The organism is Roseobacter sp. FCG-D35, assembly GCF_033436665.1.
Lineage (GTDB): Bacteria > Pseudomonadota > Alphaproteobacteria > Rhodobacterales > Rhodobacteraceae > JAWQFO01.
Map to the genome: position 1 here is coordinate 60,485 of NZ_JAWQFO010000007.1, position 24,549 is coordinate 85,033.

The 24,549-nt window shown below is 66.9% G+C and carries 26 protein-coding genes; 4 read left to right on the top strand and 22 right to left on the bottom strand.

Annotated elements, in window-relative coordinates:
• Window positions 1-48 precede the first annotated feature (48 nt).
• Together pdeM and R5H30_RS16005 are read left to right on the top strand one after the other, a co-directional pair.
• Window positions 49-711, top strand: a complete 663-nt coding sequence (gene pdeM / locus R5H30_RS16000) for a ligase-associated DNA damage response endonuclease PdeM (RefSeq protein WP_318329527.1) — start codon at window positions 49-51, stop codon at window positions 709-711.
• Window positions 712-722: 11 nt separating this feature from the next.
• A complete protein-coding gene (locus tag R5H30_RS16005; RefSeq protein ID WP_318329528.1) occupies window positions 723-1,142 on the top strand; it encodes a PaaI family thioesterase in 420 nt (139 codons plus the stop codon).
• 3 nt (window positions 1,143-1,145) lie between these two features.
• Here the strand turns inward: R5H30_RS16005 and folD are convergent, their stop codons facing one another.
• The 17 genes from folD to ruvC all read right to left on the bottom strand — a co-directional run bounded on the left by folD (window position 1,146) and on the right by ruvC (window position 16,780).
• Window positions 1,146-2,039, bottom strand: a complete 894-nt coding sequence (gene folD, locus R5H30_RS16010; RefSeq protein ID WP_318329529.1) for a bifunctional methylenetetrahydrofolate dehydrogenase/methenyltetrahydrofolate cyclohydrolase FolD — start codon at window positions 2,037-2,039, stop codon at window positions 1,146-1,148.
• A gap of 98 nt (window positions 2,040-2,137) precedes the next feature.
• Window positions 2,138-3,814 (bottom strand): formate--tetrahydrofolate ligase, encoded by a 1,677-nt coding sequence (locus tag R5H30_RS16015; RefSeq protein WP_318329530.1) that lies wholly within the window; start codon window positions 3,812-3,814, stop codon window positions 2,138-2,140.
• Between the two features lie 146 nt (window positions 3,815-3,960).
• Complete coding sequence (locus tag R5H30_RS16020) at window positions 3,961-4,557, bottom strand: MOSC domain-containing protein (protein WP_318329531.1); 597 nt, start codon at window positions 4,555-4,557, stop codon at window positions 3,961-3,963.
• Between the two features lie 121 nt (window positions 4,558-4,678).
• A complete protein-coding gene (ftsH, locus tag R5H30_RS16025) occupies window positions 4,679-6,601 on the bottom strand; it encodes an ATP-dependent zinc metalloprotease FtsH (RefSeq protein WP_318329532.1) in 1,923 nt (640 codons plus the stop codon).
• A 79-nt stretch (window positions 6,602-6,680) separates the two neighbouring features.
• Window positions 6,681-7,928 (bottom strand): tRNA lysidine(34) synthetase TilS, encoded by a 1,248-nt coding sequence (tilS, locus tag R5H30_RS16030; RefSeq protein WP_318329533.1) that lies wholly within the window; start codon window positions 7,926-7,928, stop codon window positions 6,681-6,683.
• 3 nt (window positions 7,929-7,931) lie between these two features.
• The gene (ybgF, locus tag R5H30_RS16035; protein ID WP_318329535.1) at window positions 7,932-8,780 is read right to left on the bottom strand and encodes a tol-pal system protein YbgF; all 849 of its coding nucleotides are present in this window, start codon (window positions 8,778-8,780) and stop codon (window positions 7,932-7,934) included.
• 4 nt (window positions 8,781-8,784) lie between these two features.
• Window positions 8,785-9,312 (bottom strand): peptidoglycan-associated lipoprotein Pal, encoded by a 528-nt coding sequence (pal, locus tag R5H30_RS16040; RefSeq protein ID WP_318329536.1) that lies wholly within the window; start codon window positions 9,310-9,312, stop codon window positions 8,785-8,787.
• 79 nt (window positions 9,313-9,391) lie between these two features.
• On the bottom strand, window positions 9,392-10,720 hold the full coding sequence (gene tolB, locus R5H30_RS16045; RefSeq protein ID WP_412105146.1) for a Tol-Pal system beta propeller repeat protein TolB: 1,329 nt from the start codon (window positions 10,718-10,720) through the stop codon (window positions 9,392-9,394).
• Window positions 10,717-11,862: a cell envelope integrity protein TolA gene (gene tolA, locus R5H30_RS16050; RefSeq protein WP_318329537.1), complete on the bottom strand. Its 1,146-nt coding sequence runs from the start codon at window positions 11,860-11,862 to the stop codon at window positions 10,717-10,719. The genes tolB and tolA overlap by 4 nt, the downstream gene beginning before the upstream one ends.
• Window positions 11,863-11,868: 6 nt before the next feature.
• Window positions 11,869-12,342, bottom strand: coding sequence for a protein TolR (tolR, locus tag R5H30_RS16055; protein ID WP_318329538.1), 474 nt, complete (start codon window positions 12,340-12,342; stop codon window positions 11,869-11,871).
• Window position 12,343: 1 nt separating this feature from the next.
• Window positions 12,344-13,039, bottom strand: coding sequence for a protein TolQ (tolQ, locus tag R5H30_RS16060; protein WP_318329539.1), 696 nt, complete (start codon window positions 13,037-13,039; stop codon window positions 12,344-12,346).
• A 119-nt stretch (window positions 13,040-13,158) separates the two neighbouring features.
• Entirely contained in the window at window positions 13,159-13,554 is a 396-nt protein-coding gene (ybgC, locus tag R5H30_RS16065) for a tol-pal system-associated acyl-CoA thioesterase (RefSeq protein WP_318329541.1), read from the bottom strand.
• Window positions 13,555-13,557: 3 nt separating this feature from the next.
• Window positions 13,558-13,908 carry a nuclear transport factor 2 family protein gene (locus R5H30_RS16070; RefSeq protein WP_318329542.1) on the bottom strand — a complete coding sequence of 117 codons (351 nt, stop codon included), beginning with the start codon at window positions 13,906-13,908 and terminating at the stop codon, window positions 13,558-13,560.
• Window positions 13,905-14,531 (bottom strand): hypothetical protein, encoded by a 627-nt coding sequence (locus R5H30_RS16075; protein ID WP_318329784.1) that lies wholly within the window; start codon window positions 14,529-14,531, stop codon window positions 13,905-13,907. Before R5H30_RS16075 ends, R5H30_RS16070 begins: the two co-directional genes overlap by 4 nt.
• A 23-nt stretch (window positions 14,532-14,554) precedes the next feature.
• Window positions 14,555-15,574 carry a Holliday junction branch migration DNA helicase RuvB gene (ruvB, locus tag R5H30_RS16080; protein ID WP_318329543.1) on the bottom strand — a complete coding sequence of 340 codons (1,020 nt, stop codon included), beginning with the start codon at window positions 15,572-15,574 and terminating at the stop codon, window positions 14,555-14,557.
• Window positions 15,575-15,614: 40 nt separating this feature from the next.
• Entirely contained in the window at window positions 15,615-16,277 is a 663-nt protein-coding gene (ruvA, locus tag R5H30_RS16085) for a Holliday junction branch migration protein RuvA (protein WP_318329544.1), read from the bottom strand.
• Complete coding sequence (gene ruvC / locus R5H30_RS16090) at window positions 16,274-16,780, bottom strand: crossover junction endodeoxyribonuclease RuvC (protein ID WP_318329545.1); 507 nt, start codon at window positions 16,778-16,780, stop codon at window positions 16,274-16,276. The genes ruvA and ruvC overlap by 4 nt, the downstream gene beginning before the upstream one ends.
• A gap of 330 nt (window positions 16,781-17,110) precedes the next feature.
• On the opposite strand from ruvC, the gene R5H30_RS16095 reads away from it, so the two are divergent.
• A complete protein-coding gene (locus R5H30_RS16095) occupies window positions 17,111-17,329 on the top strand; it encodes a DUF1127 domain-containing protein (RefSeq protein WP_318329546.1) in 219 nt (72 codons plus the stop codon).
• Window positions 17,330-17,450: 121 nt separating this feature from the next.
• Here R5H30_RS16095 and R5H30_RS16100 read toward each other — a convergent pair whose 3' ends face one another.
• The 5 genes from R5H30_RS16100 to R5H30_RS16120 form a co-directional block, all read right to left on the bottom strand.
• Window positions 17,451-17,783 (bottom strand): hypothetical protein, encoded by a 333-nt coding sequence (locus R5H30_RS16100; protein WP_318329547.1) that lies wholly within the window; start codon window positions 17,781-17,783, stop codon window positions 17,451-17,453.
• Window positions 17,784-17,887: 104 nt separating this feature from the next.
• Entirely contained in the window at window positions 17,888-18,763 is an 876-nt protein-coding gene (locus R5H30_RS16105; RefSeq protein ID WP_318329548.1) for a 50S ribosomal protein L11 methyltransferase, read from the bottom strand.
• The gene (locus R5H30_RS16110) at window positions 18,763-20,154 is read right to left on the bottom strand and encodes an MATE family efflux transporter (RefSeq protein WP_318329549.1); all 1,392 of its coding nucleotides are present in this window, start codon (window positions 20,152-20,154) and stop codon (window positions 18,763-18,765) included. The genes R5H30_RS16105 and R5H30_RS16110 overlap by 1 nt, the downstream gene beginning before the upstream one ends.
• A 3-nt stretch (window positions 20,155-20,157) precedes the next feature.
• Window positions 20,158-21,390, bottom strand: coding sequence for an MFS transporter (locus tag R5H30_RS16115; RefSeq protein WP_318329785.1), 1,233 nt, complete (start codon window positions 21,388-21,390; stop codon window positions 20,158-20,160).
• 146 nt (window positions 21,391-21,536) lie between these two features.
• Window positions 21,537-23,732 (bottom strand): primosomal protein N', encoded by a 2,196-nt coding sequence (locus tag R5H30_RS16120; protein WP_318329550.1) that lies wholly within the window; start codon window positions 23,730-23,732, stop codon window positions 21,537-21,539.
• Window positions 23,733-23,862: 130 nt separating this feature from the next.
• Between R5H30_RS16120 and fsa the strand changes: the two genes are divergently transcribed.
• Window positions 23,863-24,516 carry a fructose-6-phosphate aldolase gene (gene fsa, locus R5H30_RS16125; RefSeq protein WP_318329551.1) on the top strand — a complete coding sequence of 218 codons (654 nt, stop codon included), beginning with the start codon at window positions 23,863-23,865 and terminating at the stop codon, window positions 24,514-24,516.
• Window positions 24,517-24,549: the final 33 nt, after the last annotated feature.

The following is a 24,549-nucleotide window of genomic DNA, read 5'->3' on the forward strand; positions in this document are numbered from 1 at the left end:
GCCACGCCGGGGCTTGAAACGTCGGGCGGTTTGCGCAATGAACAAATCATGAACGCATGTGATGTCGAATTTTTCGGCGCCACTCTCAAGGCGCTGGGTTCGGGTGCCCTCTGGTGGCCCGAGCAGAGGCTCCTGTGTGTGTCGGACCTGCACCTGGGCAAATCCGAGCGTATCGCGCGCCGCGGCGGCGCGGCGCTGCCGCCCTACGAAACCCGGGACACGCTGACGCGCCTTGCCGCCGATCTCGACCAGACCGAGGCGCGAACGGTGATCTGTCTCGGAGACAGTTTCGACGATACCGAAGTGGCGCAAATGTTGCCGGAGGAGGAGCGGCTCTGGATCGCGCGATTGCAGGCTGGCCGGCGCTGGATCTGGATCGAAGGCAACCACGATCCCGGTCCGGTCGATCTCGGCGGCACGCATCTGCGCGACTGGCAGTTGGGTGGCTTGACCTTCCGGCATATTGCCGATCCCAGCGCGCGGGCAGAGGTCTCGGGGCATTTCCATCCCAAGGCCACGGTCTCGGCGCGCGGGCGCAGCATCTCGCGGCCTGCATTCCTGGTCGACGGCGCCCGGATGATCCTGCCGGCCTTTGGTACCTATACGGGCGGGCTGCGCAGCCGCTCGGCGACGCTTTGCGAACTGATGCGGGCCGAGGCGCGGGCGATCCTGACCGGCCCGCAGCCGGTCTGCGTGCCGATGCCGCGCTGAGGGAGGAAGGGATGGATCAACGCGTGCGCGATCACATCGCGGAAAGCTTCGCGGCACAGTCGATGATGGCGACCCTGGGTGCCGAGCTGTCGCGGATCGAAAAGGGGCAGGTCGAGATCACCGCGCCGATCCTGCCCGGCAGCCGGCAGCAACAGGGCTTCGGCCATGCTGGGCTGACCTTCGCCATCGGCGACAGCGCCGCCGGCTATTCCGCGCTTTCGGTGCTGTCCACCGGATGCGACGTGCTGACGGCGGAAATGAAGATCAACCTCCTCGCCCCGGCAAAGGGCGATGTCCTGCGCGCGACCGGGCGGGTGATCAAGCCCGGACGGCGTCTGATCGTTGTCAGCGCCGAGGTTCACGCGCTCGAGGCCGGGCACGAGACGCTGATCGCTCTTCTGCAGGGGACGATGGTGCCGCTGGGCGCCTGAGGCTCAGGCCGTCAGACCTTCGGGCTCAGGCAGGCCGTTGGCGCGGCAACAGGCGGTCAGGGTGTTCGCCAGCAGGCAGGCGATGGTCATCGGCCCCACCCCGCCCGGCACCGGCGTGATCGCACCTGCCACTTCGGCGCAGCTGTCGAAGTCCACGTCGCCCACGAGCCGCGTCCCGCCCTCCGGCTTCTCGACGCGATTGATGCCGACGTCGATCACCGTTGCACCCGGCTTGATCCAGTCGCCCGGCACCATGCAGGGCCGTCCCACGGCGGCCACCACGATGTCGGCGCGGCGCACGACCTCGGGCAGATTCTTGGTGCGCGAATGCGCGATGGTCACCGTGCAGCTGTCGCCGAGCAGCAGCTGCGCCATCGGCTTGCCCACGATGTTCGAGCGCCCCAGCACCACCGCGTCCATCCCGGACAGGCTGCCGTGGTAGTCGCGCAGCATCATCAGGCAGCCGAGCGGCGTGCAGGGCACCATGCTTTTCTGACCCGTGCCCAGCAGGCCGACATTTGAGATGTGAAAGCCGTCGACGTCCTTGGCAGGGTCGATCGCGTTGATCACCAGTTCCGCGTCGATGTGCTCGGGCAGCGGCAGTTGCACGAGGATGCCGTGAATCTCGGGGGCTTGGTTCAGTTCGTTGACGACGGCGAGCAGCGCCTCTTCGGAGGTGTCAGCGGGCAGCTTGCGCTCGACCGATGTCATGCCGACCTCGACCGTCATCTTGCCTTTCGAGCGCACGTAAACCTGGCTGGCGGGATCCTCACCCACCAGCACCACGGCGAGCCCCGGGGTGATCCCGTGTTCCGCCTTCAGCTTGGCGACGTGCTCGCCCACCTGCCCTCGCACCTTCGCCGCGAAGGCCTTGCCGTCGATGATGTCCGCCGTCACTGGTCAATTACCCCGCTTGCGATTCGTTGCCGTGTCTCCCCGTCAGGGAGACACGGGCTTCGGGCGGGGTTCGATGCCCCGCCCGAAGCCACTCCTTGTCAGAAAAGGCCCTCGACGTCGCCGTCGGCGTTGAGCTTGATGTTCTCGGCCGACGGCACCTTGGGCAGGCCCGGCATGGTCATGATCTCGCCGCAGATCACCACGACGAACCCCGCGCCGGCGCTCAGGCGCACCTCGCGCACCGGAACCGAAAAGTTCTTCGGTGCCCCGCGCCGGGTCGGGTCGGTGGTAAAGCTGTACTGGGTCTTGGCCATGCAGACCGGCAGCGTGCCATAGCCTTGCTCTTCCCAGTCCTTGAGCTGTGTGCGCAACTTCTGGTCCATCAGGACCTCATCGGCGCGGTAGATGCGCTTGGCGATGGTCTCGACCTTCTCGAAAAGGCTCATGTCGTCGGGATAGATCGGCGCGAATTCCGAGATCCCTGCATCGGCGATCTCGGCCACGCGGGTCGCGAGGTCGGTGATCCCTTCCGAGCCTTCCGCCCAGTGCTTGCACAGGATCGCCTCGGCGCCTTGGGATTTTACGTAGTCCTTGACCGCCTCGACCTCGGCGTCGGTATCCGAAACGAAATGGTTGATCGCCACGACCACCGGAACGCCAAAGCTCTTCACGTTCTCGATGTGGCGTCCGAGGTTGGCGCAGCCCTTGCCCACCGCCTCGACGTTCTCGGTCCCGAGATCGGCCTTGGCCACCCCGCCGTTCATCTTCATCGCCCGGACCGTCGCCACCACGACGACCACCGAGGGCTTCAGCCCGGCCTTGCGGCACTTGATGTTCATGAACTTCTCGGCCCCGAGATCGGCGCCGAACCCGGCTTCGGTCACCACGTAGTCGGCGAGTTTCAGGGCCGTCGTCGTGGCGATGACCGAGTTGCAGCCATGCGCGATATTGGCGAAGGGGCCGCCGTGCACGAAGGCCGGGTTGTTCTCGAGCGTCTGCACCAGGTTGGGCTGCATCGCGTCCTTGAGCAGCACGGTCATCGCGCCGTCTGCCTTGATGTCGCGGCAGTAGACCGGCGTGCGGTCGCGGCGGTAGGCCACGATCATGTCGCCCAGGCGGCGCTGCAGATCCTCGAGATCGCGCGCGAGGCAGAGGATCGCCATGACCTCGGAAGCCACGGTGATGTCAAAGCCCGCCTCGCGCGGGAAACCGTTCGCGACCCCGCCAAGCGAGGCGGTGATCTGGCGCAGGGCGCGGTCGTTCATGTCGAGCACCCGGCGCCAGGTGACGCGGCGGATGTCGATGTCGAGTTCGTTGCCCCAGTAGATGTGGTTGTCGATCATCGCGGAGAGCAGGTTGTGCGCAGAGGTGATGGCGTGGAAGTCGCCGGTGAAATGCAGGTTCATCTCTTCCATCGGGACGACCTGCGCATAGCCGCCGCCCGCGGCCCCGCCCTTCATCCCGAAGTTCGGGCCCAGAGAGGCTTCGCGGATGCAGATCGCGGCCTTGCGACCGATCTTGTTGAGCCCGTCGCCGAGACCCACGGTGGTCGTGGTCTTGCCCTCGCCCGCCGGCGTTGGGTTGATCGCGGTCACGAGGATCAGCTTGCCGTCCTTGCGATCCTGCACCGAGTCGATGAAAGACTGGCTGATCTTCGCCTTGTCATGTCCATAGGGGAGAAGGTCTTCGCTGGAGATGCCGAGCTTGGCGCCGATGTCCTGGATCGGTTGCTTCTTCGCTTCGCGCGCGATTTCGATGTCAGTCTTGAAGGCCATGAACGTTCCCCTGAAGTTGTCGGACCGCGCCGATGTGTCTGGCACCTCCTTACAGCCTTGGGAACCGGGGAAAGGTGCGCAATTCCGACATTTGTGCCGCCTGTTGCGGCGATCGGCGCTCGCGGATTTCTTTTGCGAAACCGAATCTAGCCGGCGAGGCCTTGCATCTGCGTCCAGGCGGGCTGGTCCGGCACGTGCAGGCGCGCCGTGTCGCCGACTGCAACCGATCCCTCGCGCTCGATCCAGGCGGTGACGCCGCGCAATCCCCGGGCCGAAGTCTTGAACGCCGGGCCGTGTCCGGGCGCGTCCTTGTCGATCTCGCGTCCGGGCAGCACGCAGGGCCGGTTTTCCATGTCGATGGTGATCGTCGCGCCGCTCGAGAACTGCAGCCGCGAGGATGGCGGGACATGGCTGAAATCCGGAATGCCCCGGATCACCATCGAGGCTCCGACCTGCGCGGGGTCGAGCCGGTCCAGCTTCATGCCCTGCGCGATGAGCGCCATCTCCTCGTCGGAGAGCACGGAAAGCTGGCGAACGTTGCGGATCTTGGTGCCGCGCGGATATTGGCTGGTCACACGCGAACAGGATCTGCGCGTCAGACCGCCGTGGCATTCGCCCTCGATCCCTGCAAAGCCCAGAAAGGCCTGTTCGAGCGGCTCTGCCCGCAGGGTCGTCTCGCTGTCGGCAACGCGACCCAGCCAGGTCACTGTCGCGGTGAAATCGGTCGGTTTCAACGCGGGCATGGCGTGTCCTCGGCTCGGTTCTGCCGCGCGAAAGTGCAGCGCCTTACGGAAAAAGAAAAGACCCCGTCCTGCGGGGTCTTTCGCATTTTCCACCTCATGGCACAGATGGTGCCGTCGTGCCTCAGGTCGAGGGTTCGGGTTCGAGGCTTCCCCCGCCCGAAGAGGACTTCTTGCTCTTGGCCTTGGGGATGCCGGTCACGCTGGCCGGCGGCTGTTCCACCGGGGCACTGCCATCCTCGTCGGCCGGCGGGACCGGCGGCTCGCCCTTCATCACGCGGCCGATCTCTTCGCCGGTCAACGTTTCGTATTCGAGCAGGCCCTGCGCGAGGCGCTCGAACTCGGTCTCGCGCTCCTTGATGATCTTCGTGGCCCAGTCAAAGCCGTCCTGAATGAATTTCTGGACCTCCTGTTCGACCAGCTCCTTGGTGTTGGCGGAGACCGAGAAACCGGCTGTATTGCCCTGGTAGCCCTCGGCGGCCTCGGAATAGTCGATGTTGCCGACCTTGTCCGACATGCCCCAGCGAAGCACCATCGCCCGCGCAAGCGCGGACGCCTGCTGGATATCCCCCGCCGGTCCGTTGGACACCGCGTCGGGTCCATACTTGTGGATCTCGGCGGCCTTGCCGGCCATCATCATCGCGAGACGCTGGTGGCACTCGTCCTTGAACATGTTGAGCCGGTCCATCTCGGGCAGGCTCATCACCATGCCGAGCGCGCCGCCGCGCGGGATGATCGTCGCCTTGTAGACCGGATCGCATTTCGGCAGCGTCATGCCGACCAGCGCATGCCCGGCCTCGTGATAGGCGGTCATTTCCTTCTGCTCGGCGGTCATGACCATCGAACGGCGCTCGGCGCCCATCATGATCTTGTCCTTGGCGTTCTCGAAATCGACCATCGCCACGAACCGCCGTCCCACACGTGCAGCACCCAATGCGGCCTCGTTCACGAGGTTGGCGAGGTCCGCGCCGGAAAAGCCCGGCGTGCCGCGCGCGATGATGCGCAAGTCGACGTCCGGTCCCAGCGGGGTCTTGCGCGCATGCACGCCGAGGATCTTCTCGCGGCCCTTGATGTCCGGGTTGCCCACCGTCACCTGCCGGTCGAAGCGGCCGGGACGCAGCAGTGCCGGGTCGAGCACGTCCTTGCGGTTGGTGGCCGCGATGATGATCACACCCTCGTTGGCCTCGAAGCCGTCCATCTCGACGAGAAGCTGGTTCAGCGTCTGTTCGCGTTCGTCGTTGCCACCGCCGTAGCCTGCGCCACGATGCCGGCCCACTGCGTCGATTTCGTCGATGAAGACGATGCAAGGCGCATTCTTCTTGGCCTGCTCGAACATGTCGCGCACGCGCGACGCACCGACGCCGACGAACATCTCGACGAAGTCCGAACCCGAGATGGTGAAGAACGGCACCCCGGCCTCGCCCGCAATGGCGCGCGCCAGAAGCGTCTTACCGGTACCCGGAGGGCCTTCGAGCAACGCGCCTTTCGGGATCTTGCCGCCGAGGCGCGAGAATTTCTGCGGGTTGCGCAGGAACTCGACGATCTCCTCGAGCTCTTCCTTGGCCTCGTCGATGCCGGCCACGTCGTCGAAGGTCACGCGGCCATGCTTTTCGGTCAGCATCTTCGCCTTGGACTTGCCAAAACCCATCGCGCCGCCTTTGCCGCCGCCCTGCATCCGGTTCATGAAGTAGATCCAGACACCGATCAGCAGAAGGAACGGCAGCAGCGACATCAGAAAGGTCTGGAAGCCCGACTGCTCCTGCTGTTCGGCGCGCACCGGGATGTCGTTGTCGATCAAAAGCGTGGTGATCTCGGCATCCTCGGGCTTGATCGCGATGTAGTCGTTGCCGTCGGCGCGGCGGAAGCGCACCTGCTCGCCGTCGAGGGTGACGTTGCTGACGTCCCCCGATTCGACGGCCGAGACGAATTCCGAGTAGCTGATCTCGCGGCTCTGGAGCGTGTTCCCGGGTCCGCTGAACAGGTTGAACAGGGCCAGGATGAGCAGGAACAGGACCACCCAGAAAGCGATGTTGCGTGCGTTGCCCAACGGCGTTCTCCCATAACCAGCGGGCGCACGGCCATCCAGGCGGCGCCACGCCACTAAGATAAGGGTTATAAGGCCATGTTCAATGCGATAATCCGCGGAAGGTGAAGGCCGCGGGGTCACCTTCGCGCACGAAATCGGCTGCCTGGCCCAAGCCTGCAAACGGTGCGGAAACAAGGGTTTCGCCGCGCCAAAGCGACGGCGTCGCTAACAGGGCGGCATGCGGGCGCCCGGTTTCGCGCCAGTCCGGCACCTGCGCCAGACCGTCGCGGCCGAGGGCGCGCAGCGTCAGCCCCTCCTCCGCCGGAGGGTCTGCGAGGCGCCAACGACCGTCCCAGACCGCGCCCGCGTCACGGGTTTCGCCATCCACCGCTGCGCATTCCCGGAAAACCCAGATTGCGCTGCCCGAGCGCATGGCATGGCAGCCATCGGCCGTTGCGGCGGACCCTCGGCGCAGCGCATCGAGCATCAAAGCGACGGGCCGGTGTCTCGGGGCGTAGGGCGCTCGGCTGATCCACCGCAGCGCGCGCAGCAGCAAGCGTCGGGCGATCTCGTCAGGAAGGGCGACAAAGGCCGCATAGTCAAAAACCACGGCCCCGGCGTCACTGTGCGCAATCCGCTCCGCGGCAGCGTCGGTGTGACGGTCGAGGGCATCTCGCGCCGACTGCATCCGCGTGGCGACCTGCGCCAGAGCCTCTGGGCCGATGCCCAGATCCTCCAAGGTGTCGAGCGCCTTGCGTGTCCGCACCCGCTCGAAGCGGATGTCCGCGTTGCTCGGATCGTCGATCCACGCGACGCCACGGGCATGCAGGTCGCGGCGCAGTTCTTCGCGCCGGATATCGAGCAGAGGCCGCAGCCAGGCGATGCCCTCGCGCTCGGTGCGCGCGGTCATGCCGGAGAGTCCATCGACGCCCGCCCCGCGCGCCAGTCGCATCAGCACCGTCTCGGCCTGATCGTCGAGCGTGTGACCGAGCGCGACACGATCCAGACCTCTGCCCTTCGCCCAATCGGCAATGAGCGCGTACCGTGCGGTTCGGGCGCGATCCTGCAGGTTGCCTACGCCGTCCCAGCCCGTCCAGCGCAGCACCTCGTGCGGCAGGCCCAGTTGGTCGCAGATCCGGGCCACCGTCGCGGCTTCGTCCGCGCTCTCCGGGCGTAGGCCGTGGTCCACGGTCACCGCTTCGAGACACAGCGTGCCGTCCTGCGACAGATCGTTCAGAAGGTAAAGCAGGCCCAGGGAGTCGCTTCCGCCCGACACGGCGACGCCAAGCGACCGCGCCGCGTCATACCCGAGGCTGCGCGAGACCCTGCTGGCCAGCGAGCCGGCCATGTCCTAGCTGCAGCCCAGCGTCCCACGCTGGCTGGCCGCCTGCTGCGCTTCCGGCGCGTTCGGGAAGCGTACACCCACCTCGCCCAGCGTCACGCAGGCTTCCTGGGTCTGGCCCAGCGCGCCAAGGGCGCGCCCCAGCCGGAACAGCGCCTCGGGCGCGGTCTGCCCGGTTGGATCGGCGCTGAAGCTCGCCAGGTAGGCCCGCGCGGCTTCGCGCGAATCCCCGAGGTTCTCGAGCGCGGTGCCGCGGCCAAGCTCGGCGGCAGGGCCGAGCGGTCCGCCGGGGTAGGTCTGGGTGAAATCGGCAAACTGGTTCGCCGCCTGCTGGTAGTTTCCAGCCGCCAGCGACTCCTGCGCAGCCTTGAAGTCGGTCTCTTCGCCCACCGCCAGCTGCGCGCCGCCCGGGGCCGCCGGCTGCGTGGCGGGCGGCGGTGTCGCGGCCGGAGCATTGCCAGCAGCCGCACCCGATTGCGCGGCCTCGCCGCCCAGCGTCGTGGTCTCGCCCAGCGACGAGACGTCCCCGCCTTCCAGTTCGACCAGCCGGAACTCGAGATCGCCGATCCGGTTCGTTCCGTCCTCGACGATCGAGTTGATCCGAAACTCCAGTTCCTCGGCTTTCGAGGTCAGGCGCTGCAACTCGGATTCCATCGCCGAGACGCGTTCGATCACCGAATTGCCCGCCGTGCTGACCCCCGGCGCGCCGGTCGTCGACAGCTCGCGCTTGAGTTTCTGGACCTCGACGTAGAGGACGTTCAGCTCCTGCCGGATATCGGCAAGCGTTTCATCCTGCGCCAGCGCCGAAAACGGCAGCAACGCAAGACAGGCGACGAGAAAGGCGGCGCGGCGGATCATCGGATCAGCTCGTCAGGCCGGCGGCAAGTACGGTCACGGCGCGGCGGTTCTTGGCATAGCAGGCCTCGTTCGAGCAGATCTCGATCGGGCGTTCCTTGCCGTAGGTGACGGTGCGCAGGCGGCTTTCGGCGACACCTCGGCTGACCAGGTATTCCTTGACCGCATTGGCGCGCCGCGCCCCGAGCGCGAGGTTGTATTCCCGCGTGCCCTGCTCGTCGGCGTGGCCTTCGATGACGGCGGTGTAATCGCTGTTGGTCTGCAGCCAGGTGGCCTGCCCGTTGAGCACGTTGATGCCTTCGGGCGTCAGCGACGACTGGTCGACAAGGAACAGCACCCGGTCGCCCACGGCCTGCTGGAAATAAGCCGGCGACGCTGGATCGCCCGCACTGCCCGGCAGTGCCGAACCCGCACCCGCGCCGGCCCCGCCCGCCGCACCGCCGGCCGCGCCGTCGGCACCGAACCGGTTGGGATTGTTGCAGGCCGCGAGCGCGAGACCTGCCATGAGAAGAAGTGCCGTGCGCGTGAGTTTCATCTGTCTGCCCTGTCCTTCACGGGTTTGTCTTGTTGTGCAGGGATGTAGCACAGCCCTGCAGGCTTGTGAATCGTCTCGGTCACTTCTGCAGCGGCGACCAGGACGGGTCGGACCCGCCCTCGGGCGTGCGCACGGGGCGCAGGTTGCGCCCGGTGATGTCCACCGAATAGAGCGACGAGCGCCCGTCCGCACCCTGGGTTTCGCGCGAGAACATGATCACGCGCCCGTTCGGCGCCCAGGTCGGCCCCTCGTCGAGAAAAGACGCAGTCAGCAGGCGTTCCTCGGAGCCGTCTGTGCGCATCACGCCGATGTGGAAGCGCCCGTTGTTCTGCTTGGTAAATGCAATGAGATCGCCGCGCGGCGACCAGACGGGCGTGCCGTAGCGTCCCTCGCCGAACGAGATGCGCTGCGCCTCGCCGCCCGTTGCGCTCATGATGTAGAGCTGCTGTGTGCCCGAACGGTCGCTTTCGAAGACGATCTGGCTGCCGTCCGGCGAATACCCCGGGGCGGTCTCGATCGAGGGCGCGGTCGTCAGACGCACAGACTGGCCGGAATTGACGTCCATCGTGAAGATGTCGGTGTTCCCGCCCTGCTCCAGCGAATAGAGGATGGTCTGACCCGAGGGCGCGAAACGCGGCGCGAAACTCATCGTGCCGTCCGGCGTCTGCAACTGGCGGCGCTGCACCGAGCCTACGTCCATGATGTAGATGCGCGGGAAGCCGCTTTCGTAGCTGGTAAAGAGGATGCGGTCGCCCTGAGGCGAGAAGCGCGGCGCCAGCACAAGCGAACTGCTGTCGGTCAGAAACTGCACGTTCGCCCCGTCATAATCCATCACGGCGAGCCGCTTGGCGCGATTGTCCTTGGGACCGGTTTCGGAGACGTAGACCACGCGGCTGTCGAAGTAGCCGCCCTCTCCGGTGATCCGGCTGTAGACCGCGTCGGCGACCTTGTGCGCCATGCGCCGCCAGCCGTCGGTGGTGCCCGAGAATTGCAATCCGCCGCCCATCTCGGCCCCCGAGAAAACGTCGTAGAGCCGGAACTTCACGTTCATCGTGTTGCCTTGCACCGAGACCGCGCCGGTGATCAGCGCCTGCGCGTTGATCGCCTTCCAATCGGCGTATTGCACCGGGGCCGCGAAGCTCGAGACGTTACTGATGAAGGCCGACGCCGGGATCTCGCGGAAAAGCCCGGTGCCGGTGAGATCGGCCGAGACGACCTGCGTCACCTGTGCCGCCATCTGTCCGGCTTCGGCGGTCTCGGCCTCGAAGACCGGGATGGCGAAGGGCAGCGGTTCGATCACGCCTTCGGTGATCTCGATCCGGAGCGGCCCCTGCTGGGCCTGACCCTGCACCGGCATCCATGCCGCGAGACATCCCGCCGCGACCAGCAACAACGCTCTGAAAATCATTTCACACGCATCCTTTCGGGATTGAATGTCATCTCGATTTCCTGCCAGTGCCCGTATTTCTCGGGTGGCAGGGCAAAACCCTTGGCGCCGCAGCGGATGATGGCCCGGCGCGCCGCCTCGAAGGCCTGTCGCGCCGATGCGTCCGTTCCGCCCGATTGCGACAGCATCCGGATCGAGCCGGTGATTGGTGTGGCATCCTGGTTCATGGCCACAGACACCACCACCGTCGTTTTCAGCGCGTCCGAGGACAACGAGCCGACATTCCAGCAGTTCGATACGGCGACGCGCAGCGATTCTTTCTCGCCTGCCGTCATCGGCGGCCCGCTGGGGGCGGACGGCGCACTTGACGGCTGCTGCGACAGCGCCTCGGCCAGCGCGTCGGCAACGGCGTCCTCCGTGGTGTCTTCCGCCGGCGCCTCGACGGTTTCCTGGGGCGTTTCCGCAGGCTCCGGTTCCGGCTCGGGGGTCTCGGCGACCTGCGGCGCAGGTTCGGGACGGCGCGCCGGCGGACGCGGCGACTGGTCCGGCGCCCGCGCCGGCTTTTCGGCCTCGGTGACGATCTCGGTCGCCGCCTCTTCCGGCGCGGTCGCCTCCTGCGCCTCGCGTGTCTCGGTTTCGCCGCCTGCATCGGGCGTCACCGCCTCCTGCTCTACCGGATCCGGGGCCGCATCGGGTTCGGGCTGCGCCACAGGTTCCGGGGCGACACGATCCGCCGCGCGCGGAGTCGGGCTTTCGGCCACGTCCGGGACCGGCACCGAAAGGTCGGAAGGGGGCTCGGGCAGTTCGGGCGCGGCCTCGGACACATCGGCCTGCGGCGGCGGTTCGGGCAGTTGCTCGGGCGGTGTCTCTGCCGGTTCGGGCGCATCGGTCCGCTGCGGCGGGCGCAGCACGGTTTCGGGATCGGGGGCCGAGTCGACCTCCGGCGCGTCCTCGGTCTGCTCGGGTGCGCTGGGTTGCTCGACATCGGTTGTGGAGTCCGGCGCGCGCTGACCGGCCACGAGGGCCGCGTACTCCTCGCCGGAAATGATCGAAACGTCCGTCATCTCGAACGGCAACGGCTCTGCCGCGAAAACGTTCCCGAACAGCGCCCAACCGAGCAGGGCCAGATGTCCCGCGCCCGATATGTAGTGCCCGACATGCACCGCGCGCTACCCGTCCCTGCCATCCATGGTCGGCCCGCCAATATCCGTGACCAGCCCGATGTTGGAGAACCCGCCGGCGTTGAGCGCGCCCATGACCTCCATAACGGTGGCATAGGGCACCGCGCCGTCGGCGCGCAGGAACAGCCGGTCGCTGGTCCGCTCGGCCGCGATCGCGCGCAGCTTGGGGACCAACTCGTCGCGGGCCGTTTCGGTGGTCTGGATCTGCACGCCGCCATTGGCGGTGATCGTCACCGTCAGCGGTTCCTCCTGATCAACGGGCAAGGCCTGCGCCGCGGTCTTGGGAAGCTCGACCGGCACGCCGACCGTCAGAAGCGGGGCGGCGACCATGAAGATGATCAGCAGCACCAGCATCACGTCGACGAACGGTGTGACGTTGATCTCGGACATCGGCACCGCCCGGCTGGTGCGGCGCCGGCGCTTTAGCGCTCCACCGGCTTTCTGTACGACCCCCGCGCCCATGTCAGCTGTCCAGTTGTCGGCTGAGGATGGTTGCGAATTCGTCCGCGAAGGCTTCGTAGCCGGCGAGGATCTTGTCGCAGTCCGCCATCAGCTTGTTGTAGAAGATCACCGCCGGTATCGCCGCCAGCAGGCCGAGGCCTGTGGCCATCAGCGCCTCGGCGATGCCCGGGGCGACGACGGCGAGGTTGGTGTTCTGCTGCGCGGCAATCTCGACGAAGGCATTCATGATCCCGATCACCGTGCCGAACAGGCCTATGAACGGCGTCGAGGAGCCGACCGTGGCAAGAACCGTCAACCCGTTGCGCAGGTACTCCGCCTCCTTGTTGATCGCCACGTCCATCGAGCGGTCGATACGGGCCGTGGCCCCGGGGATCAGCCCGCCGTCGTCACGGTGCGACCGCCGCCATTCCATCATGCCGGCGGCGAATATCTTTTCCGAAGCGCCCGAAGGCGCCGGCCCGATCTTCTCGAAAAGCTCGTCGAGCGGCTCCCCGGACCAGAAGGCCTGGTCGAACTCCTCGGCCTCGGCCCGGGCGCGGCGATAGAGGATCAGCTTCATCACGATGATCGACCACGACCAGAACGAAGCCGCGATCAGCATGATCACGACGAGTTTGACGGTGAAGGTGGCGCGGGCGAAAAGCCCCCAGAAGGAGAAATCGATCTCCTGCGCCATTGCCAGCGTTTCAGCTTCCATGACCTGCTCTTTGCTCAATACTGCCTGTGGCCGTTCTTTGGCGGCCTGATTGGGCGCGAATCTACAGCAGAGCAACAGGGAAAGCTATCACTATGCTGTCAGCAGGCGACCCGGTGGTCTCAGAACCGGTCAGGTGGGCGTAACAGGCGGAGTTCTGCCGGAAGCCGCGCAGGCCGTCCGGCCGCCCCGATACACACCACCGTGACGTCGGCGCGAAACAGCAACTGTTCCCCGCGGACGACCTCCTGCCGCATGACCATTCGGGCGGGCGTCAGGCTGGCGACTTCGGTGCGCACCTCAAGCAGGTCGTCGAAGACGGCGGGGGCGATGTAGTCGGCCTCAACGCGACGCACAGCGAACACCACGCCCTCGGCCTTCATGGCTAACTGGTCGATCCCGATCTCACGCACCCATTCGCTGCGCGCACGCTCGATGAACCGCAGGTAATTGGCATAATAGACGATGCCGCCCATGTCGGTGTCTTCGTAATAGACCCGGATCGACAGACGGTGCATCGCTCAGCCCTCCCGGTGGCAGGCCGAGGCCGCGAGCACCCGGCCGTCGCTGTCGAACTGCAGCGTCTCGGCGGCAAGGCGACCTTTGTGGTTCCGGTAGGTGATGACCAGCGTATCGAAGCCCTCGAAGACGTCCAGAACCTCGAAGGCGAGGTCGGGCTGGGCTTCGAGTGCCTGAGACCAGTAGTCGCGCAGCGCGTCCCTGCCCTCGAGCCGCCCCCGTCCAACCAGCGCCTCGGCCTTGCGGGAGGTAAAGACAACATCCTCGCGGTAGTGCGACAGGATGCGGTCGAGGTCGTGGCTGTTCCAGCCGGCGGCCCAGTCTGCGGCGAAAGCCCGCGCGTCAGGTGTCATTGCAGCGGCCCCATCCGCGCCATGAGCCGCAGCGCGTGCGAGGGATCCGACGCAGCGGCCGGCAGCACCGGGTCGTAGGCCGCGCGCAACAAGGCCGCAATTTCGGGGCGCAGGATCACCCGTTCGCCAGCGATTGCTAGCGGCGAGCGGTCCTGGAATGCGAGGTCCGACCAGAGAAGCGCCGACTGTACCACCTGCGACAAGGCCAGGGTCTCGGCCGGCACCGCCGAGAGATGTTCGTCCATGCGCAGGAACACGAAACAGGCCCGGATCGCGCCCGCCTCGTCGAAGCGAAAGATGCGGTACTGGTTGGCGTCTTCCTGTTCCAGCCGCACCACCAGCGGGCCGAGGTCCGGGATCAACCGGTCGAGGCCGGAAACCTCCGGAAGTTCCGACCATTCGCGGAAGAAGAACGTCATGAAGTTGCTGCCAAGTTCGGGATCGGTCTCCGCCATCTTGTGCCCTGACAGCAGCATCACCGCCTCGAGCGCGCCCTTGACGACCGAGAGCGTGGTGTCTTCGACCCCGAAGATCACCGGGGCGATCGGACGCCCCCAGCGCGCGCAGGCAAAGCTGCCGTCCGAGCGCGTGAACAGCGCCTCGATCTCATCGGCCGTCAACATCGGGCCGGATGCGGTGTCGTTCGTCATTCGAAGAGGTCCGTCTGGCCGCGCGGCGGTGCGATCCCGAGGTGCGCCCAGCCCTTCTGCGCCAGCATCCGGCCGCGCGGCGTGCGCTGGATCAGCCCTTGCTGCAAAAGGAACGGCTCGATCACCTCCTCCAGCGAATCCCGGCTTTCCGACAGCGCCGCGCCCAGCGTTTCGATGCCCACCGGGCCGCCGCCGTAGTTCTCGGCGATCAGGCGCAGGTAGCGCCGGTCGGCCCCGTCGAGACCGAGGTGATCGACGCCGAGCCGTGTCAGCGCCATGTCGGCCAACGCCCGTGTCACGCGCCCGTCACCCTCGACCACGGCGAAATCCACCACGCGCCGCAGCAGCCGCCCGGCGATCCGCGGCGTCCCGCGCGAGCGCTTCGCAATCTCGCGCGCACCGCCTTCGCCCGCCGGGGCCCCGAGCTTGCGGGCGTTGCGCTCGACGATGATGAAAAGCTCGTCCTCGGTGTAGAAGTTGAGGCGGGTGGGAATGCCGAACCGGTCGCGCAACGGTGTCGTGAGAAGCCCCATGCGCGTGGTGGCGCCGACCAGGGTGAAGGGCTGCAATTCGATGCGCACGGTGCGCGCCGCCGGCCCTTCGCCGATGACGAGATCCAGCTCGAAGTCCTCGAGCGCAGGGTAAAGGACCTCTTCGACCGCCGGGTTCAGGCGGTGGATCTCGTCGATGAACAGAACGTCGCGCGCCTCGAGGTTGGTCAGGATCGCCGCGAGGTCTCCGGCCTTGGCGAGCACAGGACCCGAGGTCATGCGGAAGTTCACACCCAGTTCGCGCGCCATGATCTGCGCAAGCGTGGTCTTTCCCAGGCCGGGCGGCCCGTGGAACAGCGTGTGATCCATCGCTTCGCCACGCTGGCGCGCGGACTGGATGAAAACCCTGAGATTGGCCCGTGCCTCAGCCTGCCCGACGAACTCGTCAAGTGCCTGGGGCCGCAGCGCGCGGTCGGCATCCTCCGGCATCGGGTCGGGACGGACTGTGGGATCGATTTCGGTCATAGCCTCTCGGGCCGCCTGCGGCCTCGGATTTCCCCTTAGCCTAGCCCTTCGGGGCCAGGAGTTTCAACGCCGCCCGGATCAGCGCCGAGGTTTCGGCCTCCGGTGCATCCTGCGAAGCCTGCGCCACGGCGCGCGCCGCGTCCGACGGCGCGTAGCCGAGATTGCCGAGCGCCGAGAGCGCATCGGATTGCGCGGTCGTTTCGGCCCTTGGTGCCGGAGCCGGGGCGGCGGCGGGGGCTTCGATGACCTCTGCGGGCGTGTCGCCGCTTGCCTGCGCGACGGTTCCGCCCATGGCCATCATGCCCGGCGCCTTGTCCTTGAGGTCGAGCACGACGCGCTGCGCGATCTTGGGCCCGATGCCCTTCGCGGCTTTCACCGAGTTCCAGTCGCCAAGCGCGATTGCGCGGGCCAGCCCGTCGGGGCCGAGCGCGCCGAGGATGGCCAGCGACGCCTTGGCCCCCACGCCCTGCACCGTGGTCAGCAGGCGATGCCACTCCTTCTCGGCCAACGTGGTGAAGCCGAACAGCTGCATCAGGTCCTCGCGCACGACGAGGTCGGTGTAAAGCGCAACGATCTCTCCGGTCCCGGGCAGCGCGGCGAGCGTGCGGTCCGAACAGTAGACGACGTAGCCGACGCCGCCGGTATCGACGAGGACGTGATCCGCCGCGCGATAGTCGATGCGCCCGGTCAGCTTGCCGATCATGCGCGGGCCCGCTGTATGGCGGTGGCCAGCGCACCGGCGCTGCCGTGATGGGCATGACAGATCGCCACCGCGAGCGCATCGGCGGCGTCGGGTCCGGCGATCTCTACACCCGGCAACTGCATCCGGACCATGTGCGCGATCTGTACCTTGTCGGCGTGACCCACGCCGACCACGGTCTTCTTGATCTTGTTGGGTGCGTATTCGCCGACCGGCACCCCGGCCTGGGCCGGCACCAGAAGCGCGATCCCCCGGGCCTGGCCGAGCTTGAGGCTCGACGCGCCGTCGCGGTTGACGAAGGTCTGCTCGACCGCCGCCAGATCCGGCGCGTAGCGGCGCATCACGTCACTGAGCTGGGAGTGGAGAGACAGCAGCCGGGTGGCAAGATTGGACCCCTTGGAGTCGCACAGCCCATTGGCGACATGAACCAGCCGCGAGCCGGAGACGTCGATGATTCCCCACCCCAGGGTCCGCAGACCCGGGTCGATCCCGATCACCCTCGTCATCTGTACTGCCCCACGATCCTCTTGCGTTTTCCGAGCCACTAGCACGAAGCGCGAACATCAACCAAGCCCTTCGTGCCGTCACGTCATTTGCTGCGCCGCAACATTCGCCGCGCAGACCGCAGCACGAAAGCGTCTTCACATGGTCCAAAAACGACTTGCGCGACGTAGATTTTCCCCCTGATTTCCGTCGTTTATCGCAAATCCGGACCCATGCGAAAAACGCATATCAACCTTGCAGGTTTTCATCTTGCTGAAAAATCGGGCGCCACATATCTGCGGGTCACAGGACGACGGGAATGACCGCCGTCACATTCCCCAAGGACGAGACCAATGGCTACCTTTGACACCAACACCACGAACTACGCCACCGCGAGCGCCGCGAACCGCGCCGCCCGCTATGTTGGCGACATCATCGCATCCGTGATTGCATGGAACGACGCTCGCGTGACCCGCAACGTCCTTTCCGCTCTCAGCGACCGCGAACTCGACGACATTGGCCTGACCCGCGGCGACATCGACAGCGTCGCGACCAGCACCTACATCCGTTGATGGCACCGCCGCCCACCCGGGCGGACGCCATCAACCGTCAAAGCCGCACCCTCCGGACAGGATGGCGCGGCTTTCCTGTTTTCAGAACTTGCGTTTTCAGGGTGCGCGGCGCGTACCGGCCTCAGCGCATCAGGCTTCCGAGCTTCTCGGTCGCGGGGTCGACCTGCATAATCCAGGCACCGGCGCGTTCGACAACCGTTCCCTGCTGCAGCGCCTCGACACGCTCCTGATAGGTCAGCGGCCCCAGTGACGCGAGCATGAAGCTCTTGAACGCGACAAAGCACAGCGCGGTCAGCAGGATCGCGCGCACCGGCACACCGTGGCGCGCCCTGGTAGGACGCAACTCGATCAACCCGTCGGGACCGATCAGCGGGGTGTACCCCTCGGCCAGGGCCCGGTGTTTCCGCGTAAGCTCCGCGACACGCCGCTGAAATCTGGTGTAAGAGTCTGCCACGGCAATCTCCCCTCGATCGAGCCCCCACCCGACCTAAAGTTAACGTGTTCTCAGAATGTGGCGAAAACGTGGCAAAGCGTTGAATTGCGGCGAAATTGCGAGGTTCAGGCCGGGGTCTTACGCAAGGTGAGCGTGGTCCAGTCGACAATCTGCTCGCGGTGCTCGAGATTGATGCCATGCGCGGCATAAACGGCAATCACCTCGTCGGCCTGGTCGTTCAGGATGCCCGAGAGAATCGCGTAACCGCCCGGTTGCAGATTCGCGGCCATGTCGGGCGCAAGCGCGATCAACGGCGCCTTCAGGATATTTGCGAAGACCAGATCGAACGGGGCCGCACGCGCAAGTTCCGGCGCATCGAAGCCTTCGGCCTCGACACAGACAACCCGCCCCTCGAGACCGTTGGCCGCGACATTCGTCGCCGCCACCTCGACCGCCACCGCGTCGATGTCCGAGGCCAGCACCGTGTCCGGCCAGATCCGGGCCGCCGCCATCGCCAGGACCGCTGTTCCGCAGCCGATGTCGGCAACGCGGCGCCCGGCGAAACCTGCCTGCGCAAGCCGGTCGAGCGCGCGCAGACAGCCCAGCGTGGTGCCGTGGTGACCGGTGCCGAAGGCCATCGCCGCCTCGATCAGCAATGGCTCGACCCCGTCGGGCACCTTGTCCGCATCATGGCTGCCGTAGACGAAAAAACGCCCCGCCGCGACCGGAGACAGCTCGCGCCGGACATGTGCCACCCAGTCCTTTTCCGGCAGTTCCGAAACCGAGAACGGCTTGGCATCGAAGGCCGCGGCCAAAAGCATCAGCGCACTGTCGTCAGGGGGATCGACGAAATAGCCGCCGACTTCCCAAAGGCCCGAACCGTCCTCGAGTTCGAAGACGCCGACACCGGTCGGCTCCGGCACAAGGGACTCCATTGCAGCGCCGAGGCCTTCAGCCGAGCTCTGGTCTGCGACGGTGGTCAGGGCGGTGAAGGTCGGCATCAGCGTCTCCGGTATCTGTCCGGGTTCGGGTAGGGCCGGATCGGTCCGACGTCAACCGCGGCGGGGTCGCCGGGATCGAGCGACGCCACGTAGCGCCAGCCCCAGAGCGCGGCCAGGCTGCCGGCGACGACCCCGCCCAGCGCCTGGCCGTAGATCACGCCCGGCGCTCCGAAGCTGACGGCCAGCACAACCGCCGCGGGCCAGGCGATCAGCGCATCCTTGGTCCAGTTCACCACCGTGGAGCGGGTCGGCTTGCCGAGGTTGTTGAACGCCGCGTTGGCCACGAACAGGGCTCCGACGAAGACATAGCCGCCGACCCCGACTTTGGTGAAAGCCCAAAGCACCTCCGCGCCCTGACCCGAAAGGCCGAAGAGCGCGATGACCGGGGGCGTGGCCAGCGCCAGGAGCGCCCAGGCCACCAGCGTGTAGACCAGGCAGAAGATCAGCGCGTCGCGGTAGGTGCTGCGCAACCGATCGCAGCGGCCGGCGCCGAAATTCTGGCCGAAAATCCCCCCGATTGCCCCGGACAGGGCGAAGATCCCGCCGAAGACGACGACCGTCAGGCGCCCGACGACCGCCCAGGCTGCGACGGCGTCGTCGCCGAAGGGGGCCACGACCATGGTCAGAAGGTAGTTGCCCGCGGGCGTCGACAGTTGCGTCGCGATCGCCGGCATAGCGACGGCCATGTAGGGGGCGAGAAAGCGCGCCACCTCCCGGCCGGTCGGCCGGGCCACGAGGTTTTCCTGCCACCAGGCGAAATAGAGCGCGAGACCCATCAGCGCGATCCGGAACAGCACGAGGTTGATCGCGGCCCCGTCGAGCCCGAGGCCGAGCCAGAGGATCATCACCGGGTCGAGCACCAGCAGCACCAACCCCGACAGCAACGTCACGTACATCGCCTTGGCGCCGAGCCCCTCGGCGCGCAGCGCGCCCGAGCACACCAGGCCCACGGACATGAAGACCAGCGAGGGGATCGTCATCGCGAGGTACCGTGCCGCCAGCCGCGCAGTTTCGCCGCTCGCGCCTGCGAGCTCCACCAGGGAATGGCGAAAGATCACGATCAGCGCCGCGACCAGCGCCTGCACGCTCATCGCGATGATCACCGCTGCCCCGGCCTGCCGCCGCGCGGCCTCCCGGTCGCCGCGTCCGATGCTGCGCGAGACAAGTGCGGTGGCCGCGATCATCAAGCCCACTCCGGAAGAGACCGAGAAGAACTGGATCGCGAAGGCGAACCCGATGGCCGCGACCAGCCGCGGGTCGCCGAGTTGTGCAAGCCAGACGAGGTTCGCCGCGTCGACGACGAAGACGAAGGTGATGCCGAAGGCGCCGGTCGCCGTCATCCGCACCACGTGGCCCATCGTCGAGCCTTCGAGGAAACGGCCCTGTGCCACGGATTATTCCGCCGGCGCCGGCAGGTTGGGCGAAAAGATCGTCTCGTTGCCCTTTTCCGGGTGACGCGGGATCAGCAGCGCAAGGCACAGCGACACCGCCGCCATCGCGGCGGCCAAGAAAAACACCGCCGCGGGCGACACCAGCCATAGCAGGCCGAGCAGAACCGGCAGGAACACGGCGGCGATATGGTTGATGGTGAAGGCCACCGCCGCGGTGGGCGCGATATCGCCGGGATCGGCGATCTTCTGGAAATAGGTCTTCAGCGCCAGCGCGAGGCCAAAGAACATGTGATCGAGCACATAAAGCGTCGCCGCAACGAGAACGCCCCATCCGAGGAAATAGACCCCGCCATAGGCGAGGAACACCAGCACGAGTCCCGCGTACTCGACGCACAGCGCGTTGCGCTCGCCGAAGTGCCCCACCGCGCGCCCGAGCAGCGGGGCCACGAGGATGTTGATGATCAGGTTGATCAGGTAGAGCGCCGTGATCTCGTGTACATCGTAGCCGAACCGCTCGACCATCATGAACCCGGCGAAGACCACGAAGATCTGCCGCCGCGCGCCCGACATGAACTGCAGCGCGTAGTAAAGCCAGTAGCGCCGGCGCAAGACCATGCGCTTGATCTGCGGGTTCGGCGCCTCGAACTGCGGATAGGCCAGCATCGCGAAGACCGCGATTGCAATCGTCGCCCCGCCACCAATAAGGTAGACCGCGTTGTAGCTCAGCTCGAGCGTCTCCCACAGCGCCATGATGGCGAGATAGGCCACCAGCGTCGCGCCCGATCCCGCTGCCAGCAGCCAGCCCAGCACCCGGGGCGCTTCGGCCTTGCCCAGCCATTGCAGCTGCAGCGACTGGTTGACCGTCTCGTAATAGTGAAAACCGATCGAACTCAGCAGGGTGATGACGAGGATGCCGCCCAGTGTCGGAAACCACGCCGTCACCGCCGTCGCAACACCCAGCAGGATCAGCGAGGTCAGCGCCAGCACCTGTTCGCGCACGAAGATTATGATCGCGATCACGCCCACGGCGAGAAATCCCGGGATCTCGCGCACGGTGTGCAGCAGCCCGATGTCCGACCCGTCGAAATCCGCCACCTCGATGACGAAGTTGTTCAGGAGCGCCGACCAGGTATTGAAGGCGATCGGCATTGCCAGCGCCATCAGGAACAACAGCGCCACAGGCCGGCGCCAGACCGGCAGATGCTTGGCGTCGGACAGGGGAACGATCCGGGGCATGCCCTGCCCATAGGCCTTTTCGCGCCCCTTGGTAAGCCGCAAAAACGCACACTTGCGGCGCGGCCCGACCCCACGCCCCGATTTCTCTGGTTCTCAAATATCCTCGGGGGAGCGCGAGGGGGCAGACAGCCCCCTCGTTCCCGCCCTCACAGAAAGGACTGCGGGTCGATGTCGACGGCGAGCCGCAGGTCGCCCTTGACGCGCAACGGTGCGATCCAGGCCGCGATCGCCTCCTGCAGCGGCGCCTCCTTGCGCGCCTTGACCAGCAGCCGCACGCGGTGGCGGCCGCGGACCCGTGCGATCGGCGCCGGCGCCGGTCCGAAGACCTGCGCACCGATGGCCCGCAACGCGGCGTCCTCGCGCGCCAGACGATTGCCGACATCGAAGGCCAGCGCCGCCTCGGGCGCGCTGAGGATGATGCCGGCAAGCCGTCCGTAGGGCGGCACGCCTGCCGCTTCGCGCTCCCTGGCCTCGGCGTCCCAGAACGCCTCCTCAGCGCCGCCGACGATGGCGCGGATCACCGGGTGCTCGGGCTGGTAGGTCTGCAGCAGCGCCAACCCTGGGCGCTCGGCGCGGCCTGCGCGCCCCGCCACCTGGCGCATCAGCTGGAAGGTGCGCTCGGCGGCGCGCAGGTCAGAACCCTGCAGGCCGAGGTCGGCGTCGATCACGCCGACCAGCGTCAGCAGCGGAAAGTTGTGCCCCTTGGCGACAAGCTGCGTACCGATGACGATATCGGCCCCGCCCGCCGCGATGCCCTCGATCTCGGCCTTGAGCGCCCGGGCAGAGCCGTACATGTCCGAACTCAGCGTCGCGATCCGCGCGTCCGGAAACAGGGCCGCCGCCTCTTCGCCCAGCCGCTCGACCCCCGGTCCGATCGCCGCAAGGCGCCCCTCGGCGCCGCAGGACGGGCAGGCCACGGGCATCGGTCTGGTCTCACCGCACTGGTGGCAGACCAGGCGCTTCTGGAACCGATGCTCGACCATGCGCGCGTCGCACTGGTCGCAGCCGATCTGGTGCCCGCAGGCGCGGCACAGGGTGACCGGCGCGTAGCCGCGGCGGTTTATGAACAGCATCGACTGCTCGCCCGCCTCAAGACGCCGGGTCACCGCCTCGCGCAGCGTGTCCGAGATCCAGCGGTCCGACGGCAGGTCCGCGCCGCGCATGTCGATCGGGCGCATTTCGGGCAGCACGGCGGGTCCGTAGCGCGAGGTCAGCTCCAGCCTGCGATACTTGCCCGCCTGCGCGTTGACCCAGCTTTCCAGCGACGGTGTCGCCGAGGCCAGCACCACCTGTGCGCCGCAGATCGAGGCGCGCAGCACCGCCATGTCGCGCGCGTTGTAAAGCACCCCCTCCTCCTGCTTGTAGGAGGTGTCGTGTTCCTCGTCGACGACGATCAGGCCAAGGTCGCGGAACGGCAGGAACAGCGCCGAGCGCGCCCCGATCACCAGCGGCGCGGCGCCCTGCCCGGCCATCTTCCAGATCCGCCGCCGCTCGGTCATCGTGGCCCCGGAATGCCACTCGGCGGGCCGCGCGCCGAAACGCGCTTCGACCCGGGTCAGGAATTCGGCCGTCAGCGCGATCTCGGGCAGCAGAACCAGCGCCTGCCGCCCCGCGCGCAGGCAGGCCGCAACCGCCTCGAGGTAGACCTCGGTCTTGCCCGAGCCGGTCACCCCGCGCAGCAGGGTGGTTCCGTAGCGCCCGGATCGGACCGCCTCGGAAAGTGCGGCCGCCGCCGCCGTCTGGTCGCCGGTCAACGCCTTGCCCGCGGCCTCGGCATCGAGCCGCGGATAGGGCGTATCGCGCGGGCTGTCCTCTTCGGTGACCGCGCCCTGCGCCGCAAGCCCCTTGATGACCGAGGCCGAGACCCCTGCAGTCTCGGCAAGCTCCCTTTGTGTGAACGCGAGGTCGCCGTAATCGCTCAACGCGGCCAGAACGCGCCGGCGTGCGTCGGTCATCCGGTCGGGCTCGGCGGCACCGCGCCGGTAGATCTTGCGCATCGACGGCGGATCGCCCAGCCCCGGCACCCGGGTCGCCAGACGTAGCATCGCGGGCATCGGCGTCAGCGTGTAATCCGCAGCCCGGCGCAGGAAATCGCGCATCTCCTCGCGCATCGGCGCGGCATCCAGCACCCGGATGACCGAGCGGACCCGGGCGATGTCGAAATCCCCGCGACCCGCCCCCCAGACCACACCCAGCACCTTTCGCGGCCCCAGCGGGACCTCGACGAAGGCGCCGAGTTGACAGCCGCCCTCGGGGGCCTTGTAATCGAGCGCACGGTCCAGGGGCTGCGTGGTCAGGACACTGACCAGATCGCCCTCGTCAAAGAATTGCGGCGCGCCCAAGCGGACTTCTCCTGAGTGTGGGGAGGGGTTTTCAGGGTTCCAGCATCGCAGATCATGCGCTAAATCCAAGCGCAAGACCGACCGGACCGTCCGTGTTCGAAATCGCCCTCACACCTGAAGGACCCCCGCCATGAAATTCTTCGTCGACACCGCCGAGATCGATGCCATCCGCGAACTCAACGACCTCGGAATGGTCGACGGGGTGACCACCAACCCGTCGCTGATCATGAAATCCGGCCGCGACATCCGCGAGGTCACCAAGGAGATCTGCGAGATGGTCGACGGCCCGGTGAGCGCCGAGACGGTGGCGCTCGACGCAGAAGGCATGATCAACGAAGGCCGCAAGCTGGCCGAGATCGCGCCCAACATCACCATCAAGGTGCCGCTGACCTGGGATGGCCTCAAGGCCTGCAAGGTGCTGTCCGGCGATGGCCGTATGGTCAACGTGACCTTGTGCTTCTCGGCCAACCAGGCGCTGCTGGCCGCCAAGGCCGGCGCCACCTTCATAAGCCCCTTCATCGGACGCCTTGACGACATCCACCTGACCGGCATGGACCTGATCCAGGACATCCGCACGATCTACGACAACTACGGGTTCGAGACCCAGATCCTCGCCGCCTCGATCCGGTCGGTGAACCATGTCCAGGAGGCCGCGCTGATCGGCGCCGACGTGATGACCGCACCCCCCGAGGTCATCAAGAAGCTCGCCAGCCACCCGCTGACCGACAAGGGGCTCGAGGCGTTCCTCGCGGACTGGAAAAAGACCGGCCAGAGCATCGTCTGACTCCCCGCCTGCTTCGGAGCCCATGACGCGCAT

What these genes read in the sequence shown, in the direction of transcription:
- R5H30_RS16105 (WP_318329548.1), bottom strand. Translation starts at nt 18,763, where the DNA reads ATGCCGACCTTCACCGCCCTGACCACCGTCGCAGACCAGAGCTCGGCT.
- ruvA (WP_318329544.1), bottom strand. Translation starts at nt 16,277, where the DNA reads ATGATCGGCAAGCTGACCGGGCGCATCGACTATCGCGCGGCGGATCAC.
- tilS (WP_318329533.1), bottom strand. Translation starts at nt 7,928, where the DNA reads ATGGCCGGCTCGCTGGCCAGCAGGGTCTCGCGCAGCCTCGGGTATGAC.
- ybgC (WP_318329541.1), bottom strand. Translation starts at nt 13,554, where the DNA reads ATGCACCGTCTGTCGATCCGGGTCTATTACGAAGACACCGACATGGGC.
- R5H30_RS16005 (WP_318329528.1), top strand. Translation starts at nt 723, where the DNA reads ATGGATCAACGCGTGCGCGATCACATCGCGGAAAGCTTCGCGGCACAG.
- R5H30_RS16075 (WP_318329784.1), bottom strand. Translation starts at nt 14,531, where the DNA reads ATGTTGACGGCCGATGAGATCGAGGCGCTGTTCACGCGCTCGGACGGC.
- R5H30_RS16015 (WP_318329530.1), bottom strand. Translation starts at nt 3,814, where the DNA reads ATGGCCTTCAAGACTGACATCGAAATCGCGCGCGAAGCGAAGAAGCAA.
- R5H30_RS16020 (WP_318329531.1), bottom strand. Translation starts at nt 4,557, where the DNA reads ATGCCCGCGTTGAAACCGACCGATTTCACCGCGACAGTGACCTGGCTG.
- ruvC (WP_318329545.1), bottom strand. Translation starts at nt 16,780, where the DNA reads ATGACGAGGGTGATCGGGATCGACCCGGGTCTGCGGACCCTGGGGTGG.
- tolB (WP_412105146.1), bottom strand. Translation starts at nt 10,720, where the DNA reads ATGATTTTCAGAGCGTTGTTGCTGGTCGCGGCGGGATGTCTCGCGGCA.
- ruvB (WP_318329543.1), bottom strand. Translation starts at nt 15,574, where the DNA reads ATGACCGAAATCGATCCCACAGTCCGTCCCGACCCGATGCCGGAGGAT.
- pdeM (WP_318329527.1), top strand. Translation starts at nt 49, where the DNA reads ATGAACGCATGTGATGTCGAATTTTTCGGCGCCACTCTCAAGGCGCTG.
- pal (WP_318329536.1), bottom strand. Translation starts at nt 9,312, where the DNA reads ATGAAACTCACGCGCACGGCACTTCTTCTCATGGCAGGTCTCGCGCTC.
- R5H30_RS16095 (WP_318329546.1), top strand. Translation starts at nt 17,111, where the DNA reads ATGGCTACCTTTGACACCAACACCACGAACTACGCCACCGCGAGCGCC.
- fsa (WP_318329551.1), top strand. Translation starts at nt 23,863, where the DNA reads ATGAAATTCTTCGTCGACACCGCCGAGATCGATGCCATCCGCGAACTC.
- R5H30_RS16115 (WP_318329785.1), bottom strand. Translation starts at nt 21,390, where the DNA reads ATGCCCCGGATCGTTCCCCTGTCCGACGCCAAGCATCTGCCGGTCTGG.
- R5H30_RS16070 (WP_318329542.1), bottom strand. Translation starts at nt 13,908, where the DNA reads ATGACACCTGACGCGCGGGCTTTCGCCGCAGACTGGGCCGCCGGCTGG.
- tolR (WP_318329538.1), bottom strand. Translation starts at nt 12,342, where the DNA reads ATGGGCGCGGGGGTCGTACAGAAAGCCGGTGGAGCGCTAAAGCGCCGG.
- ybgF (WP_318329535.1), bottom strand. Translation starts at nt 8,780, where the DNA reads ATGATCCGCCGCGCCGCCTTTCTCGTCGCCTGTCTTGCGTTGCTGCCG.
- tolQ (WP_318329539.1), bottom strand. Translation starts at nt 13,039, where the DNA reads ATGGAAGCTGAAACGCTGGCAATGGCGCAGGAGATCGATTTCTCCTTC.